The sequence below is a fragment of the Solihabitans fulvus genome (assembly GCF_008386585.1).
In the GTDB taxonomy this organism is placed as follows: domain Bacteria; phylum Actinomycetota; class Actinomycetes; order Mycobacteriales; family Pseudonocardiaceae; genus Solihabitans; species Solihabitans fulvus.
Map to the genome: position 1 here is coordinate 76,013 of NZ_VUOB01000038.1, position 20,008 is coordinate 96,020.

At 70.8% G+C, this 20,008-nt stretch carries 20 protein-coding genes and 1 pseudogene; 10 read left to right on the forward strand and 11 right to left on the reverse strand.

The window, feature by feature from the left end; all coding sequences use genetic code 11:
• Positions 1–36: 36 nt before the first annotated feature.
• Positions 37–2,307 carry an ATP-binding protein gene (locus F0L68_RS21185; protein ID WP_223198997.1) on the reverse strand — a complete coding sequence of 757 codons (2,271 nt, stop codon included), beginning with the start codon at positions 2,305–2,307 and terminating at the stop codon, positions 37–39.
• Between the two features lie 208 nt (positions 2,308–2,515).
• Between F0L68_RS21185 and F0L68_RS21190 the strand changes: the two genes are divergently transcribed.
• The 4 genes from F0L68_RS21190 to F0L68_RS21205 all read left to right on the forward strand — a co-directional run bounded on the left by F0L68_RS21190 (position 2,516) and on the right by F0L68_RS21205 (position 6,197).
• Entirely contained in the window at positions 2,516–2,971 is a 456-nt protein-coding gene (locus tag F0L68_RS21190; RefSeq protein ID WP_149851369.1) for a carboxymuconolactone decarboxylase family protein, read from the forward strand.
• A gap of 114 nt (positions 2,972–3,085) precedes the next feature.
• On the forward strand, positions 3,086–3,547 hold the full coding sequence (locus F0L68_RS21195) for an iron chaperone (protein ID WP_149851370.1): 462 nt from the start codon (positions 3,086–3,088) through the stop codon (positions 3,545–3,547).
• Between the two features lie 189 nt (positions 3,548–3,736).
• Positions 3,737–5,515, forward strand: a complete 1,779-nt coding sequence (locus F0L68_RS21200) for a 3-hydroxyacyl-CoA dehydrogenase family protein (RefSeq protein WP_149851371.1) — start codon at positions 3,737–3,739, stop codon at positions 5,513–5,515.
• 49 nt (positions 5,516–5,564) lie between these two features.
• A complete protein-coding gene (locus tag F0L68_RS21205) occupies positions 5,565–6,197 on the forward strand; it encodes a DUF3558 family protein (RefSeq protein ID WP_149851372.1) in 633 nt (210 codons plus the stop codon).
• 27 nt (positions 6,198–6,224) lie between these two features.
• On the opposite strand, the gene F0L68_RS21210 is transcribed toward F0L68_RS21205, so the two are convergent.
• Both F0L68_RS21210 and F0L68_RS21215 read right to left on the reverse strand, forming a co-directional pair.
• Entirely contained in the window at positions 6,225–6,440 is a 216-nt protein-coding gene (locus F0L68_RS21210; RefSeq protein WP_149851373.1) for an FmdB family zinc ribbon protein, read from the reverse strand.
• 49 nt (positions 6,441–6,489) lie between these two features.
• The gene (locus F0L68_RS21215) at positions 6,490–6,885 is read right to left on the reverse strand and encodes a hypothetical protein (protein WP_149851374.1); all 396 of its coding nucleotides are present in this window, start codon (positions 6,883–6,885) and stop codon (positions 6,490–6,492) included.
• Between the two features lie 140 nt (positions 6,886–7,025).
• On the opposite strand from F0L68_RS21215, the gene F0L68_RS42515 reads away from it, so the two are divergent.
• The gene (locus F0L68_RS42515) at positions 7,026–7,340 is read left to right on the forward strand and encodes an Rv1322 family protein (RefSeq protein WP_188316714.1); all 315 of its coding nucleotides are present in this window, start codon (positions 7,026–7,028) and stop codon (positions 7,338–7,340) included.
• A 5-nt stretch (positions 7,341–7,345) separates the two neighbouring features.
• Complete coding sequence (locus F0L68_RS21225) at positions 7,346–8,083, forward strand: alpha/beta hydrolase (protein ID WP_149851375.1); 738 nt, start codon at positions 7,346–7,348, stop codon at positions 8,081–8,083.
• A 24-nt stretch (positions 8,084–8,107) separates the two neighbouring features.
• Here F0L68_RS21225 and F0L68_RS21230 read toward each other — a convergent pair whose 3' ends face one another.
• From F0L68_RS21230 to ccrA, 3 genes and pseudogenes are all read right to left on the reverse strand, one after another.
• The gene (locus F0L68_RS21230) at positions 8,108–8,671 is read right to left on the reverse strand and encodes a GNAT family N-acetyltransferase (RefSeq protein WP_149851376.1); all 564 of its coding nucleotides are present in this window, start codon (positions 8,669–8,671) and stop codon (positions 8,108–8,110) included.
• Positions 8,672–9,674: 1,003 nt separating this feature from the next.
• Positions 9,675–10,592: pseudogene (locus F0L68_RS21235) on the reverse strand (chromosome segregation protein); the annotation flags it as partial.
• 67 nt (positions 10,593–10,659) lie between these two features.
• Positions 10,660–11,991 (reverse strand): crotonyl-CoA carboxylase/reductase, encoded by a 1,332-nt coding sequence (gene ccrA / locus F0L68_RS21240; protein WP_149851377.1) that lies wholly within the window; start codon positions 11,989–11,991, stop codon positions 10,660–10,662.
• A 222-nt stretch (positions 11,992–12,213) separates the two neighbouring features.
• Here ccrA and F0L68_RS21245 point away from each other — a divergent pair, with 222 nt between their 5' ends.
• Both F0L68_RS21245 and F0L68_RS21250 read left to right on the forward strand, forming a co-directional pair.
• Positions 12,214–12,573 carry an SPW repeat protein gene (locus F0L68_RS21245; RefSeq protein WP_149851378.1) on the forward strand — a complete coding sequence of 120 codons (360 nt, stop codon included), beginning with the start codon at positions 12,214–12,216 and terminating at the stop codon, positions 12,571–12,573.
• A 151-nt stretch (positions 12,574–12,724) separates the two neighbouring features.
• The gene (locus tag F0L68_RS21250) at positions 12,725–13,297 is read left to right on the forward strand and encodes a TetR/AcrR family transcriptional regulator (protein WP_149851379.1); all 573 of its coding nucleotides are present in this window, start codon (positions 12,725–12,727) and stop codon (positions 13,295–13,297) included.
• Positions 13,298–13,392: 95 nt separating this feature from the next.
• Here F0L68_RS21250 and F0L68_RS21255 read toward each other — a convergent pair whose 3' ends face one another.
• The 5 genes from F0L68_RS21255 to mce all read right to left on the reverse strand — a co-directional run bounded on the left by F0L68_RS21255 (position 13,393) and on the right by mce (position 17,509).
• On the reverse strand, positions 13,393–14,982 hold the full coding sequence (locus tag F0L68_RS21255; RefSeq protein ID WP_149851380.1) for a hypothetical protein: 1,590 nt from the start codon (positions 14,980–14,982) through the stop codon (positions 13,393–13,395).
• A 38-nt stretch (positions 14,983–15,020) separates the two neighbouring features.
• Positions 15,021–15,596, reverse strand: a complete 576-nt coding sequence (locus F0L68_RS44910) for a DUF3558 family protein (RefSeq protein ID WP_188316715.1) — start codon at positions 15,594–15,596, stop codon at positions 15,021–15,023.
• Positions 15,597–15,615: 19 nt separating this feature from the next.
• On the reverse strand, positions 15,616–16,023 hold the full coding sequence (locus tag F0L68_RS21265; protein ID WP_149851381.1) for a hypothetical protein: 408 nt from the start codon (positions 16,021–16,023) through the stop codon (positions 15,616–15,618).
• A 101-nt stretch (positions 16,024–16,124) separates the two neighbouring features.
• Complete coding sequence (locus F0L68_RS21270) at positions 16,125–16,886, reverse strand: ESX secretion-associated protein EspG (RefSeq protein ID WP_188316716.1); 762 nt, start codon at positions 16,884–16,886, stop codon at positions 16,125–16,127.
• A gap of 176 nt (positions 16,887–17,062) precedes the next feature.
• The gene (gene mce / locus F0L68_RS21275; protein WP_149851383.1) at positions 17,063–17,509 is read right to left on the reverse strand and encodes a methylmalonyl-CoA epimerase; all 447 of its coding nucleotides are present in this window, start codon (positions 17,507–17,509) and stop codon (positions 17,063–17,065) included.
• Positions 17,510–17,651: 142 nt separating this feature from the next.
• On the opposite strand from mce, the gene F0L68_RS21280 reads away from it, so the two are divergent.
• Together F0L68_RS21280 and meaB are read left to right on the forward strand one after the other, a co-directional pair.
• On the forward strand, positions 17,652–18,842 hold the full coding sequence (locus F0L68_RS21280; RefSeq protein WP_149851384.1) for an acetyl-CoA C-acetyltransferase: 1,191 nt from the start codon (positions 17,652–17,654) through the stop codon (positions 18,840–18,842).
• Between the two features lie 53 nt (positions 18,843–18,895).
• Positions 18,896–19,867 carry a methylmalonyl Co-A mutase-associated GTPase MeaB gene (meaB, locus tag F0L68_RS21285; RefSeq protein ID WP_149851385.1) on the forward strand — a complete coding sequence of 324 codons (972 nt, stop codon included), beginning with the start codon at positions 18,896–18,898 and terminating at the stop codon, positions 19,865–19,867.
• The last annotated feature ends 141 nt before the right edge of the window (positions 19,868–20,008 follow it).

Below are 20,008 nucleotides of genomic sequence, written 5' to 3' on the forward strand. Positions count from 1 at the left end.
CCCGCGCCCGACCGCGCGCCCCTCGCGACCAACCGGCTAGGCCTTCCCCCGACCATCGACCGCGCTCAGCGCCATCGCGTCCCTCGCCTCCCGCGCGAGCTTCTCGTCGTGCGGCCGTCCCAGCGCACGCGCGATCTCGATGATCCGATCGAGCGACGCGAACGCCCTGTCACGGTCGCCCGCCGCCCGACACGTCTCGGCGTAGGTGTGCAGGAAGTCGATCTCCAACTGCACCTCCGCCAACGGTTCCAGCAACTCAAAGGCGCGCCGGTGCTGTTCGAGCGCCTCCTCGGTGCGACCCATGACGCGCAGCGCGACCCCGAGGTAGTTGTGGCACCAGGCCTGGTTGTGTTGCAGGTTGTGCTGCTCCGCCAACCGCAGCGCGTCGTGCAGCGTGCGCAGCGACTCCTCGGGCTCGTCCGCCGCCAGCGCGACCCCGAGCGTGACCAGCCCGGTGATCTGGGCGGGCCCGTCGGCCATGGCGACGGACGCCCGAGCCAGTTCGACGGCTTCCTCTCGAAGCCCGAGGCGCAGCGTCACCCACCCGTCGAAGGCCAGCGCCTGTGACTGCCCTGCGGGGCGCCCGAGCTGCTCGAACAGCTCGCCCGCCCGCCGGAAGTGCGCCTGTGCCGCGTCGAGGTCGCCGAGATCCCGGCGCACGAGGCCGATCCGCAGCGCCAGACCGGCCGCGAGGTCGTCGTCGTCCGCGCCGGACTGCTCGGCCAGCTCGTAGGCGGCGAGCGCCTCGGCGAGCCGTCCGGCCGCGGCGCGGGCGAACCCGAGGTCCGCGAGCAGCGCGGCCCGCTGCTGGTGCAGGCCGAGCCGAGCCGAGGCGGCCGCGGCGGCTTCGAGCAGGCGTGCCTGGTCGTCGGTGCCGCGGTGCCGGAAGAACCAGACCCGCATGGCCTGCGGCAGTTCGGCGACGACCTCGTCCACGCCGAGCCGCACGGCGGCGTCGAAACAGGCGACCAGATTGACGTACTCGAGGTCGAACCAGGCCATCGCCTTCGCGGGGTCGCCCGGCGACGGGTCCCTGCGGTGCGGCGAGGGCAGCGTCCGGTCGTGGGCGACCGCCTGCGCCAGGTAGTGCTCCAGGACCCGACGCAGCGCGGCCTCGGCCAGCGGTTCCTCGTCGGCGGCGAGGTCCGCCGCGTACCGCCGGATCAGGTCGTGCATCCGGTACCGCCCGGGTGCGAGCTCCTGGACCAGGTGGGCGTCGACCAGCTCCTCGAGCACCGCGTCGACCTGATCCGGCGAGAGGTCCGCGAGCGCACCGGCCACCGCAGCGTCGAAGTCGGTGCCGGGCAACACACCCAGCAGCCGGAACACGCGGCGCTGGACCGCGTCGAGCTGCTGAAGCGACATGCCGAACACGGCGTCGAAGCGGTTGGCGCTGTCGCGCAGCCGCTCGGCCAGCACCGCCACCGTCCAACCCGGACGGTGCCGAAGCCGCGCGCCCGCCATCCGCAGCGCCAGCGGGAGCCCGCCGCACTGCCGCAGCACCTGACCGACCGCGTCCTCCTCGGTGAGCGTGAGCCCGGCCGCCCGGCCGAACAGGTGCGCCGCGTCGCCGTCGGCCAGCGGCACCAGGGAGACGGGCGGCACGCCGTCCAGGCTGACCAGCCGCGACCGGCTGGTGATCAGGACCGCGGACTTGCCGGCGCCGGGAAGGAGCGGGCGCACCTGCTCCGCGTCGACCGCGTTGTCGAGCACGACGAGGGCCCGTCGGCGGGACAGCTCCGAGCGCCAGAGCGCCGCGCGGTCCTCGGCGTTGGCCGGAGGGTGCGTGACATCCAGCGCGCCAAGCAACCGGCCGAGCGCGGCCTGCGGCTCCACCGGCTCCTGGCCCGGGGTGAAGCCGTGCAGGTCGAGGTAGAGCCCGCCGTCCGGATACGTCGAGGCGAGCCGGTGAGCCACGTGCACGGCCAGGCTGGTCTTTCCGACACCGGCCATCCCGTCGATCGCGACCGCGCCAGCAGCGTGCAGCAGCCCCTCGACCAGCGCGTACTCCGCCTCCCGCCCGGTGAAGTCGATCAGGTCGGCCGGCAGGTCGTTGCGGCGCGGGGTCGGTGCCGCGCCGGCCTTCGCCGCCTCGGCCCACATCGCGCGCAGCGGCCGAGGATCGCGGCTCACGACCCGACACAGCGCCACCACGGCCTCCCACGGCGGCACGAGCCGACCGGTCAGATACCGGGACAGCGACGAGCTGCTCAGGCCCGCCTGGTTCGCGAGGGCGCGCAGGCTGAGCCCGCTCAGTTCCTTGATCCGAGCGAGCTGGGCGACCAGTCGCTCCTGGGGGCTCGACACGGGCAACACGGTATCCGTCCCAGCCCACGCAAACGGATCAGTGACGCGTTTGCGCTGGTAGGCCGCGTTCCCCGTGTCCCACGGTGTCCCACGAACAGCGCGCGGCCTGGCCCGCCGATGATCGGATAACTCCTGTCAGCAACGCCCCGCAACGCAAATACCAACACCCGCAACAACACCGCGGGACAACCCCAACACAGGAGAAACGATGTCGACCGAGCGCATGCCCAACCCCGCGGTCCTGGTCCCCGAGGCGATGGAGGCGCTGATGGCCGTCACCAAGGCCATCGTGGGCGCCGGAGTGGACGGCAAGCTGCTGGCGCTGAGCCACCTGAGGGCCAGCCAGATCAACGGCTGCGGCCCCTGCGTTGCCGGCGGCGTCCACCAGGCCGGCCGGCACGGCGCGACCGCGAACCAGGTGAACGCCGTCGCCGCGTGGCGGGAGACGCCCTGGTTCAGCGACGAGGAGCGCGCGGCCCTTGCCCTGACCGAGGCCGTGACCCGGCTCGCCGACCGCCCGGACCCGGTCCCGGATCACGTGTGGGACCTGGCCGCCAAGCACTTCGACCAGAAGGAGTTGGCCGCGCTGCTGCTCAACATCGCGATCACCAACGCCTTCAACCGACTCAACGCACCGACCCGCCAGCAGGCCGGCACGTGGTGACCCGGCCCCGGACCAGCCCGAACTTCTGATCAACCCGAACTTCTGATCACACCGAACTTCTGCTCAGGCCGAAGAGATCGATCAACGCCGAACCCCACCGATGAAGGGACTGCCATGTCGATCACGAAGAAGAACGCCACCGCGAACGGCGAGAAGTTCGACGGCTTCACCGACGCCGAGCGCGGCGCGATGAAGGAGCGCGCCAAGGAGCTGAAGGCGGACGCGAAGCGCAACGCCAAGGCCGCCGACGCGGAGCGCGAGGTGCTCGCGAAGATCGCCGAGATGTCGGAGTCCGACCGGGTGATCGCCGAGCGGCTGCACGCCGTGATCAAGGCCAACGCGCCCGGCCTCACCTCGAAGCTCTGGTACGGAATGCCCGCGTACACCCGCGACGGCAAGATCGTCTGTCACTTCCAGTGCGCGGCGAAGTTCAAGACGCGGTACGCGACATTGGGCTTCAGCGACGAGGCGAACCTGGACGAGGGCACCGCGTGGCCGACCTCGTTCGCGCTGACCGAGCTGACCGCCGACGACGAGGCGAGGATCGGCGCGCTGATCAAGCGCGCGGTGAGCTGAGGACCGAGCGGGGCCAGTTCGCTTTCATCCGGGGGTGCTGCGTCCCGATGTGGCACGCAGCACCCCCGGATGGGTGGTTCTGTCTCGATTCGGTGGCGAAGCTCACCCGGTCAGACAGTCAACGCGTGGCAGTATCGCCCGCAAGTTACCGACTGGTAGCACGCATCGCCTCGGCTCGGGAGGTAGATCTTGACGCGCGAGTTCAGCACTGTCGGCGTGGTTGGCCTTGGCACGATGGGGGCGGGCATCGCCGAGGTGCTCGCCAGAACCGGTCTCGACGTGGTCGCGGTCGAGATCGACGAGGACGGCATCACGCGAGGCCGCGGCCACCTGGTGCACTCCACCGAGCGGGCGTTGCAGGGCGGCAAGCTCGACGCGGCCGGCAAGGACGAGCTGCTCGGCCGGATCAGCTACACCACCAGCCTCGCCGACCTGGCCGACTGCGATCTCGTGATCGAGGCCGTGCCGGAACGGATCGAGCTCAAGGCCGAGGTGTTCGCCGAGCTGGACCGCGTGTGCCGCCAGGACACGATCCTCGCCTCCAACACCTCCTCCCTCTCGGTCACCGAGATCAGCGTGCAGACGGGCCGTCCCGGCAAGGTCGTCGGCCTGCACTTCTTCAATCCCACCCCGGTCCTCAAGCTCGTCGAGGTCGTTCGCTCCGTGGTCACCGAGCCCGACGTGGTCACCGACGTCGTGGCCTTCCTCGAACGCCTCGGCAAGGTGCCCGTGGTGATCGGCGACCGCGCCGGCTTCATCGCCAACGCCCTCCTCTTCGGCTACCTCAACCACGCCGTCCGCATGTACGAGTCCCGCTACGCCACCAGGGAGGACCTGGACGCGGCGATGCGCTACGGCTGCGGCTACCCGATGGGCCCGCTGCAACTGCTCGACCTCATCGGCCTCGACACGGCCTACGAAATCCTCGACACGATGTACCACCAGTCGCGCAACCGCCTGCACGCGCCGGCCCCGCTGCTCAAGCAGATGATCACGGCCGGGCTGCTCGGCAGGAAGACCGGCCGAGGCTTCTACCGCTACGACGCGCCCGACTCGCCGACCGTCGTCCCCGACGGGCACACACCGTCGACCGACGAGCTGCCGACCGCGGGCGTCCGCGAGGTGCAGCGGGTCGGCGTCATCGGCACCGGCACGATGGCCACCGGCATCGTCGAAGTGTTCGCCAAGTCCGGCCACGACGTGGTGCTGCGCGCCCGCACCGAGGACAAGGCCATCGCCGCCGTCGCGAAGGTGCGCAAGTCGCTCGACCGCGCCGTCGCCAAGGGCCGGCTCGCCGAGGCCGATCGGGACGCCGCGCTGGCCCGCGTCAGCCCAGCCGTCGAGTTCGAGGAACTGGCCGACTGCGACCTGGTGATCGAGGCCGTCGCCGAGGACCTCGCCGTCAAGAAGACCGTCTTCGAGGCCCTGGACGAGGTCTGCAAGCCCGGCGCGATCCTGGCGACCACCACCTCCTCGCTGCCCGTCATCGAGTGCGCCTCGGCGACCTCGCGCCCCGGCGACGTCGTCGGCCTGCACTTCTTCAACCCGGCCCCGGTGATGAAGCTCGTCGAGGTGGTCAGCACGATCGCCACCGCCCCCGAGGTCACCGCGACCGCGCTGGCCATCTGCGGCAGGGTCGGCAAGAAGCCGGTCCGCTGCGGGGACCGCGCCGGGTTCATCGTCAACGCGCTGCTGTTCCCCTACCTCAACGACGCCGTGAAGATGCTCGAAGCCCACTACGCCGAGGCCGACGACATCGACAACGCCATGAAGGTCGGCTGCGGCCTGCCGATGGGGCCGTTCGAGCTGCTGGACGTCGTCGGGCTCGACGTGTCGCTGGCCATCGAACGCACCCTCTACCTCGAGTTCCGCGAGGCGGGGTTCGCGCCGACCCCGCTGCTGGAGCACCTGGTGACGGCCGGGCGGCTCGGCCGCAAAACCGGCAAGGGTTTCCGCGATTACACGTGACCTTTGCGGCAGCGCAGGTACCGTGTGCGCCAAACCGGAGGGTGGTGCCATGCGGCGCGCTGTTGTCCTTGTCCTGCTTGCCATGACCGGTGTCCTGGTGGGCGCCTGCGCGAAGCCGATCCCCGGCACGCCGGTCGCGCTGCACGGCGGCATCGTGTCCTCGCTCGACCCCGGCTTCCCCACCGACGACTCCAGCACACCCTCGTCGACCAGCGGCAGCCCGTCGACACCGCCGTCGTCGGGCTCGCAGTCGGGCACGCCCTCCGCCGTGGTAAACGTCTGCTCGCTGCTCAAGTGGACCGACCTGCCCTACAAGGGCACCGACTCCCAGCCCAGCCCGACCGACACCAACGTCGACACCACCTTCGACCAGTCCTGCCGGTGGCAGACCTCGGTCGACAACCTCGACGTCGGCGTCAGCCTGCGCTACCGGATCGGCAAGTCGCTGACGATGAAGCAGACCTCGGGCACCTACGACGTCGACGGGCGCAAGGTCACCTACTACGACAACACCAGCGGCACCGGCACCGGTTCGAAGGTCCAGCCGTCCTGCGTCCTGACGATGGACTACGTGGGCGGCGGCCTCGGCATCATCATCGTCGACGGCACGTTCCGCTACGGCACCGTCTGCGAGCAGGGCAAGGCGGTCGCCCAGGTCATGCTGGCCAAGGAACCCAAGTAGAACCCGGCTCCTGGGCCGCAGCAGTCCTCAGCCGCAGCAACCGCCGCCGCAGCAGCCCCCACCGCCTCCGCCACCACTCGGCGCCGGCGCGGCCCCGCCCCGGCTGACGCCGACGGTGGTCAGCAGCTTCACGGTGTCCGCGTGGCCGTCGGGGCAGCTCGCGGGATCGGCCGACGCGCTCATCGGCCGGTTCAGCTCGAACTGCTCGGTGCACTCGCGGCACTTGTAGACATAGGTTGGCACGACGCCATTCTCGCCTGTCCGCGCGCCGGCGGGCCAGCGTGCCTCTTCGCTAGGTCAACGAGCAGCGGTAGCGGCACCAGAGCATCGAGGCGCTGACCGACAGCAGGGAGACGCCGGCCACGAGCGCGAGGATCGGCATGCCGTGCGCCCAGGCGAGGCCGAGCGTGGCCGCGTGCGCGGCGGCGTAGGTCACCAGCCAGCTCGCCGAGCGTGGCCGCAGCCACAGCACCGCCATCGCGGCGGCGGCCACCACGAGCAGCACCGTGCTGGTCGCGATCAGCACGCCCTGCCGCTGCCAGTCCAGGATGGTCGGTCGCGGGGCGAACGGCGGCGGGTCGGCGAAAACGCCGAGCAGCGCGGGAAACGTGAGCGTCAGCGTCTCCGCCAGCAGCAGGGCCGTCACCAGGCGGCGGGGCCACCGCAGGCGGGCGCGTTCGTCCGACACCCTCGTCCCCCTCGCCGGCAGTGGTCGGCTCGTCACCAACGGTTCGCACCCTACGGATTCGAGGCGCGGCGCGGCACCCCAGGGTGTGTCCGCGCGACCATGGACGATCGCCGCCGACCGCGCCGATTACCGTGGTCACCGTGCCCCGCCGCAACCAACCCCGGCGACCCCGGCCAGCGGCCGGGGCCGATGAACCGCGTCCGCTCGGCGGTGGCGTCGGCTGGGCGCGGTCCGAGTCGGGGCCGGACGGCGAGTGGCTGGTGCGGACCGTGACCGGCGCGCAGACCACCAAGTTCTACCGCTGCCCCGGCTGCGACCACGAGATCCGGCCCGGCGTCGCGCACGTGGTGACCTGGCCCGCCGCCGACTACGGCTCCGTCGAGGACCGCAGGCACTGGCACAGCGCCTGCTGGACCAATCGGGGGCACCGCGGCCCGACGTCGAAGAGATGGTGACGGCGATGGTCGACGAGACCGCGACTGTGCCTGGCGTGGAGATCCGTGCCAACACCGTGCTGCCGGCCCGCCGCGAGCCGATCGTGCTGACCACCGAGGACGGGCTGCGGCTGACCGGCGAGCTGGCGCTGCCGGCAGATCGGCCGCCGCGCGGCACGCTCGTCTGCCTGCACCCGCTGCCGACGCACGGCGGGTCGATGGACTCGCACCTCTACCGCAAGCTCGCCTGGCGGCTGCCGGCGCTCGCGGACCTCGCGGTGCTGCGGTTCAACACCAGGGGCACCGAGAGCGAGGCCGGCCGCAGCGACGGCGCCTTCGCCGGCGGGGTCGACGAGGGCATGGACGTCGCGGCGGCGCTCGACTTCGTGACCGCACGGGGTCTGCCGAACGCGTGGCTCGTCGGCTGGTCCTTCGGAACGGATCTCGCCCTCATGCACGGCTGTGCGCCGCAGGTGCGCGGCGCGGTGCTGATCTCGCCGCCGCTGCACTTCAGCGGGCCAGCGTGCCTGCCGCCGTGGGCCGAGTCCGGCAAGCCGGTGGTGTGCCTGGTGCCCGAACTGGACGACTACCTGCGACCCGAGGAGGCGCGACAGCGGTTCGCCGCGATCCCGCAGGCGGAGGTGGTCGACTTCCCCGGCGCGAGGCACCTGTTCGTCGGGCACGCCGAGGCCGTGCTGGACGCCGTGGTCGCAGCGGTCGCCCCGGACGTGCCGACTCCGTTGCCGCGCACCTGGACCGCCTGACCCCTGTCCGTCAGGCAACCCGAGTCACCGATTGGCGGAGAGCACCGCGTCCTGCCGGCGGTGCACCCAGGCGGCCGGACCCCGGCCGTCGTCGAGTTTGCCGACCACCACGAAGCCCAGCTTCTCCGCGACCCTGTTCGACGGGGTGTTCTCGACGTTCGCGATGATCGTGATTGGCCGACCCGGCACGCATCGATCGGCCCACTCGATCGCCGCCGCCGCCATCTCCGGCGCGTAGCCGTTACCCCAGGCGGCCGGCCGGAACCGGTAGTAGAGGTTCAGCTGCTCCGTGCCGTCGTCCTCGCTGACGCTCAACCGAACGCCGCCGAAGCCGATCACCTCGCCCGTCCCGGGCAGCTCGATCGCCCAGTACCCGAAGCCGTGCTCTGCCCAGTGCGCCAGCCAGCTCGTCAGCAGCCCTCGGGCCTCCGTGGCGGACGGCGCGCCGTTCGGCTCGTACCGGTAGTTCTCGGGATCGGTGTGGATCTCCAGCGCGGCGGCCAGATCGTCCGCCCGCACCCGCCGCAGCAGCAGCCGCGCGGTGCGCACCTCGTCGGGCTCGGTGTTTCCGCTGGTCGAGTCGGTCATGCCCGAACGGTAGTTGAACGGGCCGGCAGTCCGGACCGGTTTTGCACAAAGCTGGCGACAAGCCTGCTGGCGGCTGGACTCAACGCTTACCGGTCGGCTGCTGGGGCCGAGGCAGCTTCTTGGTAGGCGAGGCATCCTGACCGGCCGGAACCGGTGCCGCGCCACCCTGCTGGCCACCACCCTGCGGACCACTGCCCTGCTGGCCCTTGGGCTGACCGCCCCTCGACTGCCCGCCGCCCTGCTGAGACGACGCCCTGCCCGCCGCCTGCTGACCACCCTGCGGCCCCTTGGCCGGCTGCGCCTTCGGCTGCCGCGCGGCCTGGCCGCCCTGGTTCGCCTGGCCGCCCTGAGCCGGCCGACCAGCGGCCTGCGCGGGCCGTCCACCGGCCGCACCCTTGTTCTCCTGCGCGGGCTGGCGCTCCCACGGAGCGCCCGTCTGCGGCACCGCCCCCTGTGCCGCCTGCTGCGCGCCCGCCTGCTGCGCACCCGAGCCACCCTGCGGCGACCCCGGCTGCCCGCCTGCCTGCTGCGCACCTGCCGGCTGCGCGCCCTGCTTCGCCTGGGACTGCCCGCCTGCCGCCTTGCCGGTGTCGGACGCCGAGGGGATCGGCAGCGCCGCCGTGGTGGCGCTCGACGCCGCCTCGTCGTCGGACTGGTCGGCAGGGTCGCCGGCCGCGGTGTCGTCGGCAGTGTCAGCGGTGTCGGCGACCGCCTGCTCCTCGTCGAGCGCGTCCAGCATCGGCTGCGACTGGAGGAACTGCTCCCTGGCCGCGCTCAGCTGCTCGGCGATGCGGCCGCGCAGCTCGCGCAGCTCCGACACCTGCTTGGTGGCCTTCTCGACCCGCCTGGCCGACTCCTCGGTCGCCTCCCGCACTCGCCGGTGCGACTCGTCGGTGGCCTCGCGGACCCGCCGGTTGGCCTCGTCGGCGGCCTCCTGCAACCGGGCCGTCGCCTCGGTGATCGAGTCGTGCCGCCTGCGGTTGGCCTCCTCGGTGGCCTCCCGCACCTTGCGCTCCGCCTCGGCCTTGCTGGCGATCTGTTCCTGCGTGATCGCCGTCCTGATCCTGGTGGCCTCGTCGGTGGCCTCGCGGACCCGACGCTCGGCCTCGGCCTTGCTGGACGTCTGCTCCTGCGCGATCTGCTGCCTGACGCGTGCGGCCTCGTCGGTCGCCTCGCGGACGCGGCGCTCCGCCTCGGCCTTGCTGCCGACTTGCTCCTGGGCGATCTGCTGACGAATCCTGGCGGCCTCGTCGGTGGCTTCCTTGACCCGGCGTTCGGCCTCGCCCTTGCTGGCCGCCTCCTGCTCGGCGAGCACGCGCATGGCCTCGGTTCGCCTGCCGGCCATGGCGATCTCGAAGTCCTCCTCGACGGTGTTCCGTCGCTGTTCGGACTCCTGGTCGAGCAGCTGCGCCCGCTCGGTGGCCACCGCCATGATCTGGTCGGCGTCGGTGCGCGCCTTGTCCAGCACGCCCCGGTGTTCCGCCTCCATCTCGGTGCGGCGCTTGTCCAGCTCCGCGATCAGGTGCTCGTAGCGGGTGCGCTGCGAGGTCGCGTCGGCGTCGGCCTTGGCCCTGATGTGCCCGGCCTCCGCCTCGGCGCGCGCCTTGATCTCGTTGGCTTCGTCCTGGGCCAGCCGCAGCATCCGCTGGAGCCGCTCGCTCAGGCCTTCCAGCGTGGTCGGCGGCAGCGACAGCCGGTCGACCTGACCGCGCAGGTCGCCGATCTCCGACCTGGCCGCCTCGAGCTGCCTGGCGAGGTCGTTGGTCTGGGACACCGCCGCGTCTCGATCCGCGGCGAGCAACCGAAGATCGTGGTCAAGGCGCTCGAGGTGCTCCTCGACCTGCCCGCTGTCGTAGCCGCGCTTGACGATGTCGAAGCCGGAGCCGAGCGGAACGAGGTCACGGTTGTCGGCGAAGCCCATGCCCCCACGCTACCCGTTTGGGTAGCGTGGGTCGCACGAGCGTGCCACCGAACGTCTGTTTTTTCCTTTACTCGCCGCGAAAACGGTTGATCTGATCCAGTTGGGCCGCGCGGAACTCCGGGTCGCGCACGCCGAGCCCCTCCTCAGGCGCGAGGGTGAGCACGCCGACCTTGCCCTGGTGCGCGTTGCGGTGCACGTCGTACGCGGCCTGCCCGGTGTCGTCCATTGAGTACACCTTGGACACAGTGGGATGGATCTTGCCCTTGGCGACCAACCGATTCGCCTCCCACGCCTCGCGGTAGTTCGCGAAGTGCGAGCCGACGATTCGCTTGAGGTTCATCCACAGGTAGCGGTTGTCGTACTGGTGCAGGAACCCACTGGTGGACGCGCAGGTGACGATCGTGCCGCCGCGCTTGGCCACGTAGACGCTCGCGCCGAAGGTCTCCCTGCCGGGGTGCTCGAACACGATGTCGGGGTCCTCACCGCCGGTCAGCTCGCGGATCTTCGCGCCGAACCGCTTCCACTCCTTGGGATCCTGGTTGTGCTCGTCCTGCCAGAACCGGTAGCCCTCGGCCGACCGGTCGATGATCAGCTCGGCGCCCATCTTGCGGCACAGCTCGGCCTTCTCCTGGCTGGACACCACGCACACGGGCGTCGCGCCGCCGTTGAGCGCGAACTGCGTCGCGTAGGAGCCGAGGCCGCCGGAGGCGCCCCAGATCAGCACGACGTCGCCCTGCTTCATGGCGGCGCCGTTGCGCGACACCAGCTGCCGGTAGGCGGTGGAGTTGACCAGCCCGGGGGAGGCGGCCTCCTCCCAGGTGAGGTGGCCGGGCTTGGGCATCAGCTGGTTGGCCTTGACCAACGCGAGTTCGGCGAGGCCGCCGAAGTTCGTCTCGAAGCCCCAGATGCGCTGCTCGGGGTCGAGCATCGTGTCGTTGTGGCCGTCGGGGTGCTCCAGCTCGACGCTCAGGCAGTGCGCCACGACCTCGTCGCCGGGCTTCCACGCGTTGACGCCCGGCCCGGTGCGCAGCACCACGCCCGCCAGGTCGGAGCCGACCACGTGGTAGGGCAGGTCGTGCTTGGCGGTGAGCGGCGAGGTCTTCCCGTAGCGCTTGAGGAAGCTGAAGGTGGACACCGGCTCGAAGATCGAGGTCCACACGGTGTTGTAGTTGATCGCGCTGGCCATCACGGCCACCAGCGCCTCGCCGGGGCCGAGCTCGGGGGTGGCGACCTGCTCGACGTGCAGCGACTTGCGCGGGTCCTTCTCCTTGGTGGGAAGTCCCTGGAACATCTCGGCTTCGTCGGCGTGCACGGTCACCGCCCGGTAGCTGTCCGGGACGGGCAGCGAGGCGACCGCGTCCAGCTCGTCGGCGAGGATCGCATCGAGGATCTTCTGCACGGCGTTCCCTCCAGGTCGGGGGTGTCTGGTGCCATGGGGCGATGCGCCGGGTGACTCATCGGCGCAGGTGGCGCGAGGTTACCGACGAGTAAACGATCCAGGTCCAGTGTTGTGAGGCATGGCACGTGAGGTTTAACCCGAAAGCGCGGCGGATTCTTGACCGGCCGGCCAACCAAGGAGGAGTATAACGGTGTTCTCAGTGAAGTACGGAGGTGATGGGTGATGACCAAGCCGTGGACCCGCATGCAGGACTGGGCCGAGGTCGTGCTCGGTCTCGTCGCGGTCCTCACGCCGTTGTGGATGGACACCTCGACGAAGGCGATGTGGACGATGATCGTCATCGGCGCGCTGATCGCCATCGACGGTCTCGTGTCGCTGGCCATGCCGGCCATGGTGATCAGCGAGGGGGTCCAGCTCGTGCTGGGCGCGCTGCTGTTCATCTCGCCGTGGGTGATGGGCTACACCTCGATGACCGGCGCGTCGTGGACGTCCTGGATCGTCGGCGTCCTGACGGTGGCCGCGGGTGCGATCGCGCTCCCGGCGGCGAACTCCGCGCACCAGGGACTGGCCGGCTCGCACTGAGCCCGGCGCGGATCTCCCCGCAGTAGCGGATTCCCGATAGCCACGGTGGGCCCACGACGGCTTAGGTTGTGGGCCCAGCCGTGCGAGGAAGAGCCGTGCCACGAAAGCCATGCCCGGAACGCCTTGCCAGGAAAGGCCGTGAGAGGACACAGTGACCGACGCGCCATCCGGTGACGACAAGTCAGCCAGGGAACGGATCCTGACCTCGGCCGAGCAGCTGTTCGCCGAGTCGGGCTTCGACGCGACCCCGACCTCGCGGATCGCCGAGCGCGCCGACGTGCCCAAGGGCCTCGTGCACTACTACTTCCGCCGCAAGGCCGACCTGCTCGCCGCACTCGTCGACCGGCTGCCCGACGGCGCCGTAGACCAGCACCGGGTCGTGGTGGTCGGGGACATCGCGGAGAGCCTGCGCCGCCTGGTCGACGCCCTGGACGCGCGGCTGAACTCCTCGCCGCTGCTGTCGCACCTGCTGTGGCGGGAGGCGGACACGCACCAGGCCGTGCGCGAGGCGCTGCACAGCCGCTACCGCACCATCGTCGAGCAGATCAAGCAGGTCATCCTGTCGGCGGGCGGCGCGGCGGTGCGCGCGGCGGACGTGGACAGCGCCGCCGCGCTGCTCGGCCTCGCGGTCAGCTACCGGCACTCGGTGGCCAGGCACGCCGACGAGCCCGACCGAATGGAACGCGAGCTGAAGTTCGTCGCCCAGGCCCTGTCGCCGGCCTAAGGTGCGAGCTTCGGGTGCCGGCCTGGGGTGCCGGCCTCGGATGCTGGACCGGCACGCCTCGCGCACCTCCCGCACCTCCCGCACCTCCTTGGGCGCTACTCGCCGATGACCGGCGGCGCGACCATCTCGTCGGTGCCGAAGATCTCGTCGGTGTCCGGTTCCATGAGGTAGGAGGCGGACTTGTGTTCGCCGTCCTCCCCGCCCTTGCCGCCCCGAGCGCCGCCCATCGCGCCCACGCCGGACTGCCCGGCCACGCCCTTCGCGCCGGCCGCGCCGGTGCCACCGCGGCCGGCGCCGGCTTGCTCAGCGGCCAACGCTCTCGCGCCCGGGGTGTTTCCCGGCGCGCCGCCGCGCATCCCCGTCCCGTTGCCGCCGGGAGTGCCGCCGCGCACGCCGCCGACTCCGGGACCGCCCCGCCCGGTGTTGCCGAGGCCGCCGGCGCCCCGGCCGAGCCCGCCCCGGTTGGTGCCGCCGCCATCGCCGGTGCCGCCGGGCAGTCCGCCGAAGGGCGGGCCGACGGCCAGGTCGCCGCTCAGGGGACGCCTGCCCGGCGCGTCGATGGTCGGGTAGGTGCTGCCGGGCGGCCCGGGGATGTCCGAAGGCCCGGACCACGCCGGGGCGGTGGTCGGCGGTGTGGAGCTGCTGGAGTCGGTGTGCTGGCCCGGTGACGGAATCTGGGGCGCCGGGATCTGCGCGCCCGGCTGGCTCGGGTTGGTGTTCGTCGACCCGGAAGTGTTGGTGTTTCCCGTGTTGCCGTGGATCTGCGGCACGCCGGTGTTGCCGCGGTTGCCGGGCGGGGTGTTGCCAGGAGGGGTGGCGGGGTCGCCGTCCTTGGGCGGGGTGATCGTCGTCTGAGGTGGGGGCGCGAACGCCGGTTGCGCGGCTGCGGTCTGCGCGACGGTCTGGTCGTAGGTCTGCACGGCCCGCGCGGCGTCCTGGTGGGCCTGCTCCTGTGCGTGGTAGGCGGCCTGGTCGGCGGCGGCCTGCTTCGCGTAGGCGAGGGGGTCGGTGATCGTCTGTAGCTTCGCGTTGGCCGCTGTCGGGTCGAACGGCTGCGCGGGTGGCGGGGGAACGCTGGCCTTGGCCGTGCTCAACGCCCGCGACTGCTGCGACCACAGCGTGCCGGCCAGTTGGGCGGAGGTGCCGGTGGCTCCGGCGCGGTTACCGATACCTGCCACCGCCTGCCGCGCCGCCTCGCCCGCAGTGCCCGTCCACTGCGTCTCGCTGCTGCCGATCGCGCTCGCGATCCTGTCCTGGAATGTGGTCAGCTTGTTGCCGATGTTGGTCCAGGTGTCCCCGGCGGTGCCGACCGCGCCAGGGTCAACGCCGTTGTTGACCATGTCGTGCAGTTTGGTGTGGGGGATGCCGATGTAGACCGTCCCCGGAGCGCTGGGTGCCGTGCGGATCAGCGCGCCCTGCTTGAGGCTGGCGGCTTGGGCGTCGAGCCGGTCGACGACCTGATCGCCCCCGAGCGTCATCGCCACCAGCGGGCCGAAGGGCCCGTACTTGCTGTTGAGGTCCTGATCGACCTGGTCTTGGACCTGCTGGCCGGTCTGTGTCTGCGAGTGGCGATCGAGGTGGTACTTCGCGTAGATGTCAGGCGTCGATGGCGTCGGTTGTCCCTGCGGTGAGCCCTGGGTGTAGATCCCCGGATCGCCGTTCCATGATTGCCGCCCGTCCGTCATCTTCGCGATCCTCTCGCTATCGTCAGCCAGCTTCTCGATCAGGATGCGGGCAATCTTGGCTCGACCAATTGCGCAACCTGCAGAGCAGTCGGGCATGGATCAGTGCTTGGGCCGGTAGTCACCAAGACATCAACGCGCGACGATGGCGTGACGCCAATAGCGATAATGCAACTGCCGCCCGATCCCAGAGTCTGCCTGGTTTGGTGGCCGCCTATCTTGCTATCTGTTATCGGGTTCCCGTTTGCCTGAACACCAGCCAGGCCGACGTTCGTACGTATGCCGACCGCCACGGTCATGTCTCTCGGATTCCATCGGCAGGTATCGGCAGTGCCGATCTTCTCTCGTACCGGTCCCTTGATGAACTTCAAATTCTGGGCATCGCTTTGTGACAACAGTGAGCACGGATCTGCGCCGGCCAGTGGGCCACCGCCGGTACTCGAACTTGGGGGATTGCTCGTGTTGTCCGAGCTGTCGCTTCCCGATGGTGTACTGGTGGTGGTGGTGGTGGTGGTGACGGGCGCGGGGTTTGGTTGACCGGGGGTTGATCCACTGCAGGCTGTGACGGTCAGCAGCGTGGCTGCGGCCAGGCCAGTCAGTACGGCGAGACGTTTCACATGTATTCCCTGATAGTGGTCAGACTGAGTAAGTCGTGCCGCCCGCTTTGTTCAGGCCCTGCTTACTGCCCTGATCGGTACCCTTGTAGGACTCCATGGATTTCTGGATCGAATCCCGGGCGTCCGTCAAGTCTTTCAACAGTTTTCGCAACGCAGGAATCATTCCTTGGTGTGGATCAGTTGCGATGGTTGCCAGGAATGGTTTGTATACCTGAGCGGCCGGCGTCTGGCCTAGCGGCGGTTCCTGCCCCAGGACATCCGAGTGGCTGATGGCGTCTGTGATCTCGTCGTGTAGATCGTTCATGGCGTCGATGAGGGCTTGGCCGCCGGAGTCGGTGACGGTGAAGCCCTCTGCGGCCGCCGCCTTGAGGCCGGCCACTGCCTGGCTGACTCCCGTCAGTCCCGACGCGAAGTTGTCCGGAATCATGATCACCTTCCCCGGTGACTTGACGCTGCGTCAATGCACCGTAGCAATGCGTTGCCTTGCCGTCCGGCGTTCCGACGGCTGGCCCCTCCTGGGAGTTCCGCCTACCGCAGCGAATCCACCAGACGGGTCAGCTGTGACTGGTCTGCCGGGGTGTAGGTCACCCGCATACGCCCGTCGCGGCCGACGCTGGGGATCACCGCGTAGCGGCCGACGTCGGTGTCCACCCAGTTCATCGTGGCCGGCTCGGACTCCCGGCCGCGCCGGCTGCGGCTGGTCACCGTGAAATAGCCCCCGCCAAGGCGCGGACGCCGCAGGATCTCCTCCGCCATCTGGCGCTGGGCGCCCGACGCGCCCGCCGACGCCCGGACCGAGGAGGTGAAGGTCGCCTCGGCGAAGTCCTCGTCCGCCTGCCGGCGGGACACCGCCGGGGCCGCGTCATCGGTGACGGTGACGGTGACTCCCGGGCCAGGACGCAACGGCGGCAGCAACCCCACCACGGCTCGGACCATCGCTAGCGGGTCGATCAGCTCGAACCGGATTGCCGCACCCCGCCCGACCGCAAGCACGGCGGCGCGGTCGTCGGTGACGGCCAGGGCGTGCTGCGGAGCCCGCCCGGCGCTGCCCGCCATCGCCACCGCCACCCGTCCCCTGGCGAACAGGTCGAGCGCCTGCTTCAGCTCGGGGGCGAAGTCGGCGCCGCGCACCAGGCCGCGCGAGCGGAGATCGCGGTGCGCGGTCTCGATCAGCCGGATGCGTTCGTCGTGGGTCGCACCGCGGTGCGGGATGACGAAGGGGAACTGGCGGACATCGAGCCGCAGGGCGTCCCCCGCCACGTCCAGCTCGGTGAACGAACACTCGAACACGCCAGCCACCGCCTACCGTCCCTCCCCGTGCGCCCCTCCCCAGGTGCGCGACCGGCCCGAATACTGCCAGTTGAGTGGTAATCGGCAGAGCGTGACGATCCGGTGTCCCTCGAATGCCGTAGTCCCCACCGCACCGGGAAACGGAACGGCGGCTTGGAGCGGAGCGGGGTCGTGTGTCAGCGCCCCGGCGCGGGTTCCACCAGTTCGACGAGCACGCCGCCGGCGTCCTTGGGGTGGATGAAGTTCACCCTGCTGTCGGACGTCCCGCGCTTGGGCTGGTCGAACAGCAGCCGCAACCCCTTCGCGCGCAGCGCCTCGCACGCGGCGTCCACATCGGACACCCGGTAGGCGAGCTGCTGGAGCCCGGGGCCGGACCGGTCGATGAACTTGGCGATCGTGGAATCGGGACCGGTCGGCGCGAGCAGCTGCACGGCCGTGCCGGTGCCGTCGTCACCCGGCGCGCGCAGCATCGCCTCGCGCACCTTCTGTTCCTCGTTCACCTCGGTGTGCGCGACCTCGAGGCCCAGCGTCTCGCGGTAGAACTCGATGGCCGCGTCCAGATCCGGCACAGCAACGCCGACGTGGTCGATCGCGGTCACGAACCTGCGCAGCTCCTCGTTCATGGGTCGCAGGGTAGGGCCGTTCGGGCACGCTGGCGTCGCGGAATCGTTGCAGGTGGCCTGTGCGACGGCTCACAGCCCTACCGATTGGTAGCCCTGGGTATCGTGACTGGTTAACAACCGCTAGCACCGCTTGGAGGCTGCTGTGTCCGGTTCCGTCATTGTCGCCGGGGCCCGTACCCCGATGGGCCGTCTGCTCGGCTCGTTGAAGGACTTTTCCGGAGCGCAGCTCGGCGGCGTCGCGATCAAGGCCGCGCTCGAGCGCGCCGGCGTGTCCCCCGAGCAGGTCCAGTACGTGATCATGGGCCAGGTGCTGACGGCGGGCGCAGGCCAGATCCCGGCCCGCCAGGCGGCCGTCGCCGCCGGCATCCCGATGGACGTGCCGGCGTTGACCATCAACAAGGTCTGCCTGTCCGGCCTCGACGCGATCGCGCTCGCCGACCAGCTCATTCGGGCAGGCGAGTTCGACATCGTGGTCGCTGGCGGCCAGGAGTCCATGACCCAGGCCCCGCACCTGCTGCCCAACTCGCGGTCCGGCTTCAAGTACGGCGACGTGCAGATGGTCGACTCCATGGCGCACGACGGCCTGTTCTGCGCGTTCGACCAGGTCGCGATGGGTGTGTCCACGGAGAAGGCCAACGCCCGCTACGAGGACCTGACCCGCGAGGACCAGGACGCCTTCTCCGCCCGCTCGCACCAGCGCGCCGCCGCGGCCGCCGCGAACGGCGTGTTCGCCGAGGAGATCGCCCCGGTCAGCATCCCGCAGCGCAAGGGCGACCCGATCGTCTTCGCCGCCGACGAGGGCATCCGCGCGGACACCACGGTGGAGACGCTGGCCAAGCTGCGTCCCGCGTTCACGCCGGACGGCACCATCACTGCGGGCTCGGCCTCCCAGATCTCCGACGGCGCGGCCGCCGTCGTGGTGATGAGCAAGGCCAAGGCGGAGCAGCTCGGCCTGACCTGGCTCGCCGAGATCGGCGCGCACGGCGTGGTCGCCGGCCCCGACGCCAGCCTCCAGGAGCAGCCGTCCAACGCGATCAGGGCGGCCTGCGCCAAGGAGGGCATCGAGCCCGCCGACCTCGACCTGGTCGAGATCAACGAGGCGTTCGCGGCCGTCGGCGTGGTGTCCACCCGCAAGCTGGGCATCGACGCGGAGAAGGTCAACGTCAACGGCGGCGCCATCGCGCTCGGCCACCCGATCGGCATGTCCGGTGCGCGGCTCGCGCTGCACCTCGCCCTGGAGCTGAAGCGGCGCGGCGGCGGCGTCGGCGCGGCTGCCCTGTGCGGCGGCGGCGGCCAGGGCGACGCCCTGATCGTGCGCGTGCCCAAGAGCTGACGAGCGTCGGAGGACTGCGGACCTTCGCAGGGTCACGAACTAAGGTCACGGGTGTGCCGAGGACTGTCGATGTCGCCGACCTGGTCAACCGCGCGCGGGAAGGTCAACCGCGCGCGGTTGCCCGGCTGATCTCGCTGGTCGAGGACGCCAGCCCGCAGCTGGCCGAGGTGGCCAGGGTGCTCGCGCCGTTCACCGGTCGGGCGCAGGTCATCGGCCTCACCGGCTCGCCGGGGGTCGGCAAGTCGACCTCCACCTCGGCGCTCGTGTCCGCGTATCGGGCGCAGGGCAAGCGGGTCGGCGTGCTCGCGGTCGACCCGTCCTCGCCGTTCTCCGGCGGCGCGCTGCTCGGCGACCGCGTGCGCATGCAGGAGCACGCCACCGACCCCGGCGTGTTCATCCGCTCGATGGCCACCAGGGGACACCTCGGCGGGCTGGCCTGGGCGACCCCGCAGGCCCTGCGGGTGCTCGACGCGGCGGGCTTCGACGTCGTGCTGATCGAGACCGTCGGCGTCGGGCAGTCCGAGGTCGAGGTCGTCTCGCTGGCCGACAGCACGCTGGTGCTGCTCGCGCCCGGCATGGGCGACGGCATCCAGGCGGCCAAGGCCGGCATCCTGGAGGTCGCCGACGTGTTCGTGGTCAACAAGGCCGACCGGGACGGCGCGGACGCCACCGTGCGCGACCTGAAGTACATGATCTCCTTGGGCCGCAGGGAGATTCCCGGCCCGCTGTGGCGGCCGTCCATCGTCAGGACGGTGGCGTCCAAGCGCGAGGGTCTCGACGAGGTCGTCGGCGCGATCGCGGAGCACCACAGCTGGATGGTGGAGCACGGCGAGCTGGAGCAGCGGCGCACGCACCGGGCCAGCACCGAGGTCGAGGCCATCGCGCTGGGGCAGCTGCGATCCCGGCTCGGCGACCTGCACGGGGGCGTCGCGTTGGAGCAGCTGGCCAAGCGGGTCGCGGCGGGCGAACTCGACCCGTACGCGGCGGCCGGCGAGCTGGTCGACGGCCTCCGGTCCGACGCGTGACCGGCTTGTCCACTGTGGACTGACGCGGCTGGGCTGCGCTGTTAGGTGGTCGTTGCGCCGTCTCGGGTAGTCGTTGCGCCGGACGGTCGATTGTTCCTTTTGGGTGATGCCGTTACGCCTGGAATGAGGCCGTGCCGATGA

Coding starts and splice junctions, on each gene's coding strand:
- F0L68_RS21195 (WP_149851370.1), top strand. CDS start 3,086: ATGTCGATCACGAAGAAGAACGCCACCGCGAACGGCGAGAAGTTCGAC.
- F0L68_RS21265 (WP_149851381.1), bottom strand. CDS start 16,023: ATGATTCCGGACAACTTCGCGTCGGGACTGACGGGAGTCAGCCAGGCA.
- F0L68_RS21255 (WP_149851380.1), bottom strand. CDS start 14,982: ATGACGGACGGGCGGCAATCATGGAACGGCGATCCGGGGATCTACACC.
- F0L68_RS21245 (WP_149851378.1), top strand. CDS start 12,214: ATGACCAAGCCGTGGACCCGCATGCAGGACTGGGCCGAGGTCGTGCTC.
- mce (WP_149851383.1), bottom strand. CDS start 17,509: ATGAACGAGGAGCTGCGCAGGTTCGTGACCGCGATCGACCACGTCGGC.
- F0L68_RS21230 (WP_149851376.1), bottom strand. CDS start 8,671: ATGACCGACTCGACCAGCGGAAACACCGAGCCCGACGAGGTGCGCACC.
- F0L68_RS21225 (WP_149851375.1), top strand. CDS start 7,346: ATGGTCGACGAGACCGCGACTGTGCCTGGCGTGGAGATCCGTGCCAAC.
- F0L68_RS21205 (WP_149851372.1), top strand. CDS start 5,565: ATGCGGCGCGCTGTTGTCCTTGTCCTGCTTGCCATGACCGGTGTCCTG.
- F0L68_RS21190 (WP_149851369.1), top strand. CDS start 2,516: ATGTCGACCGAGCGCATGCCCAACCCCGCGGTCCTGGTCCCCGAGGCG.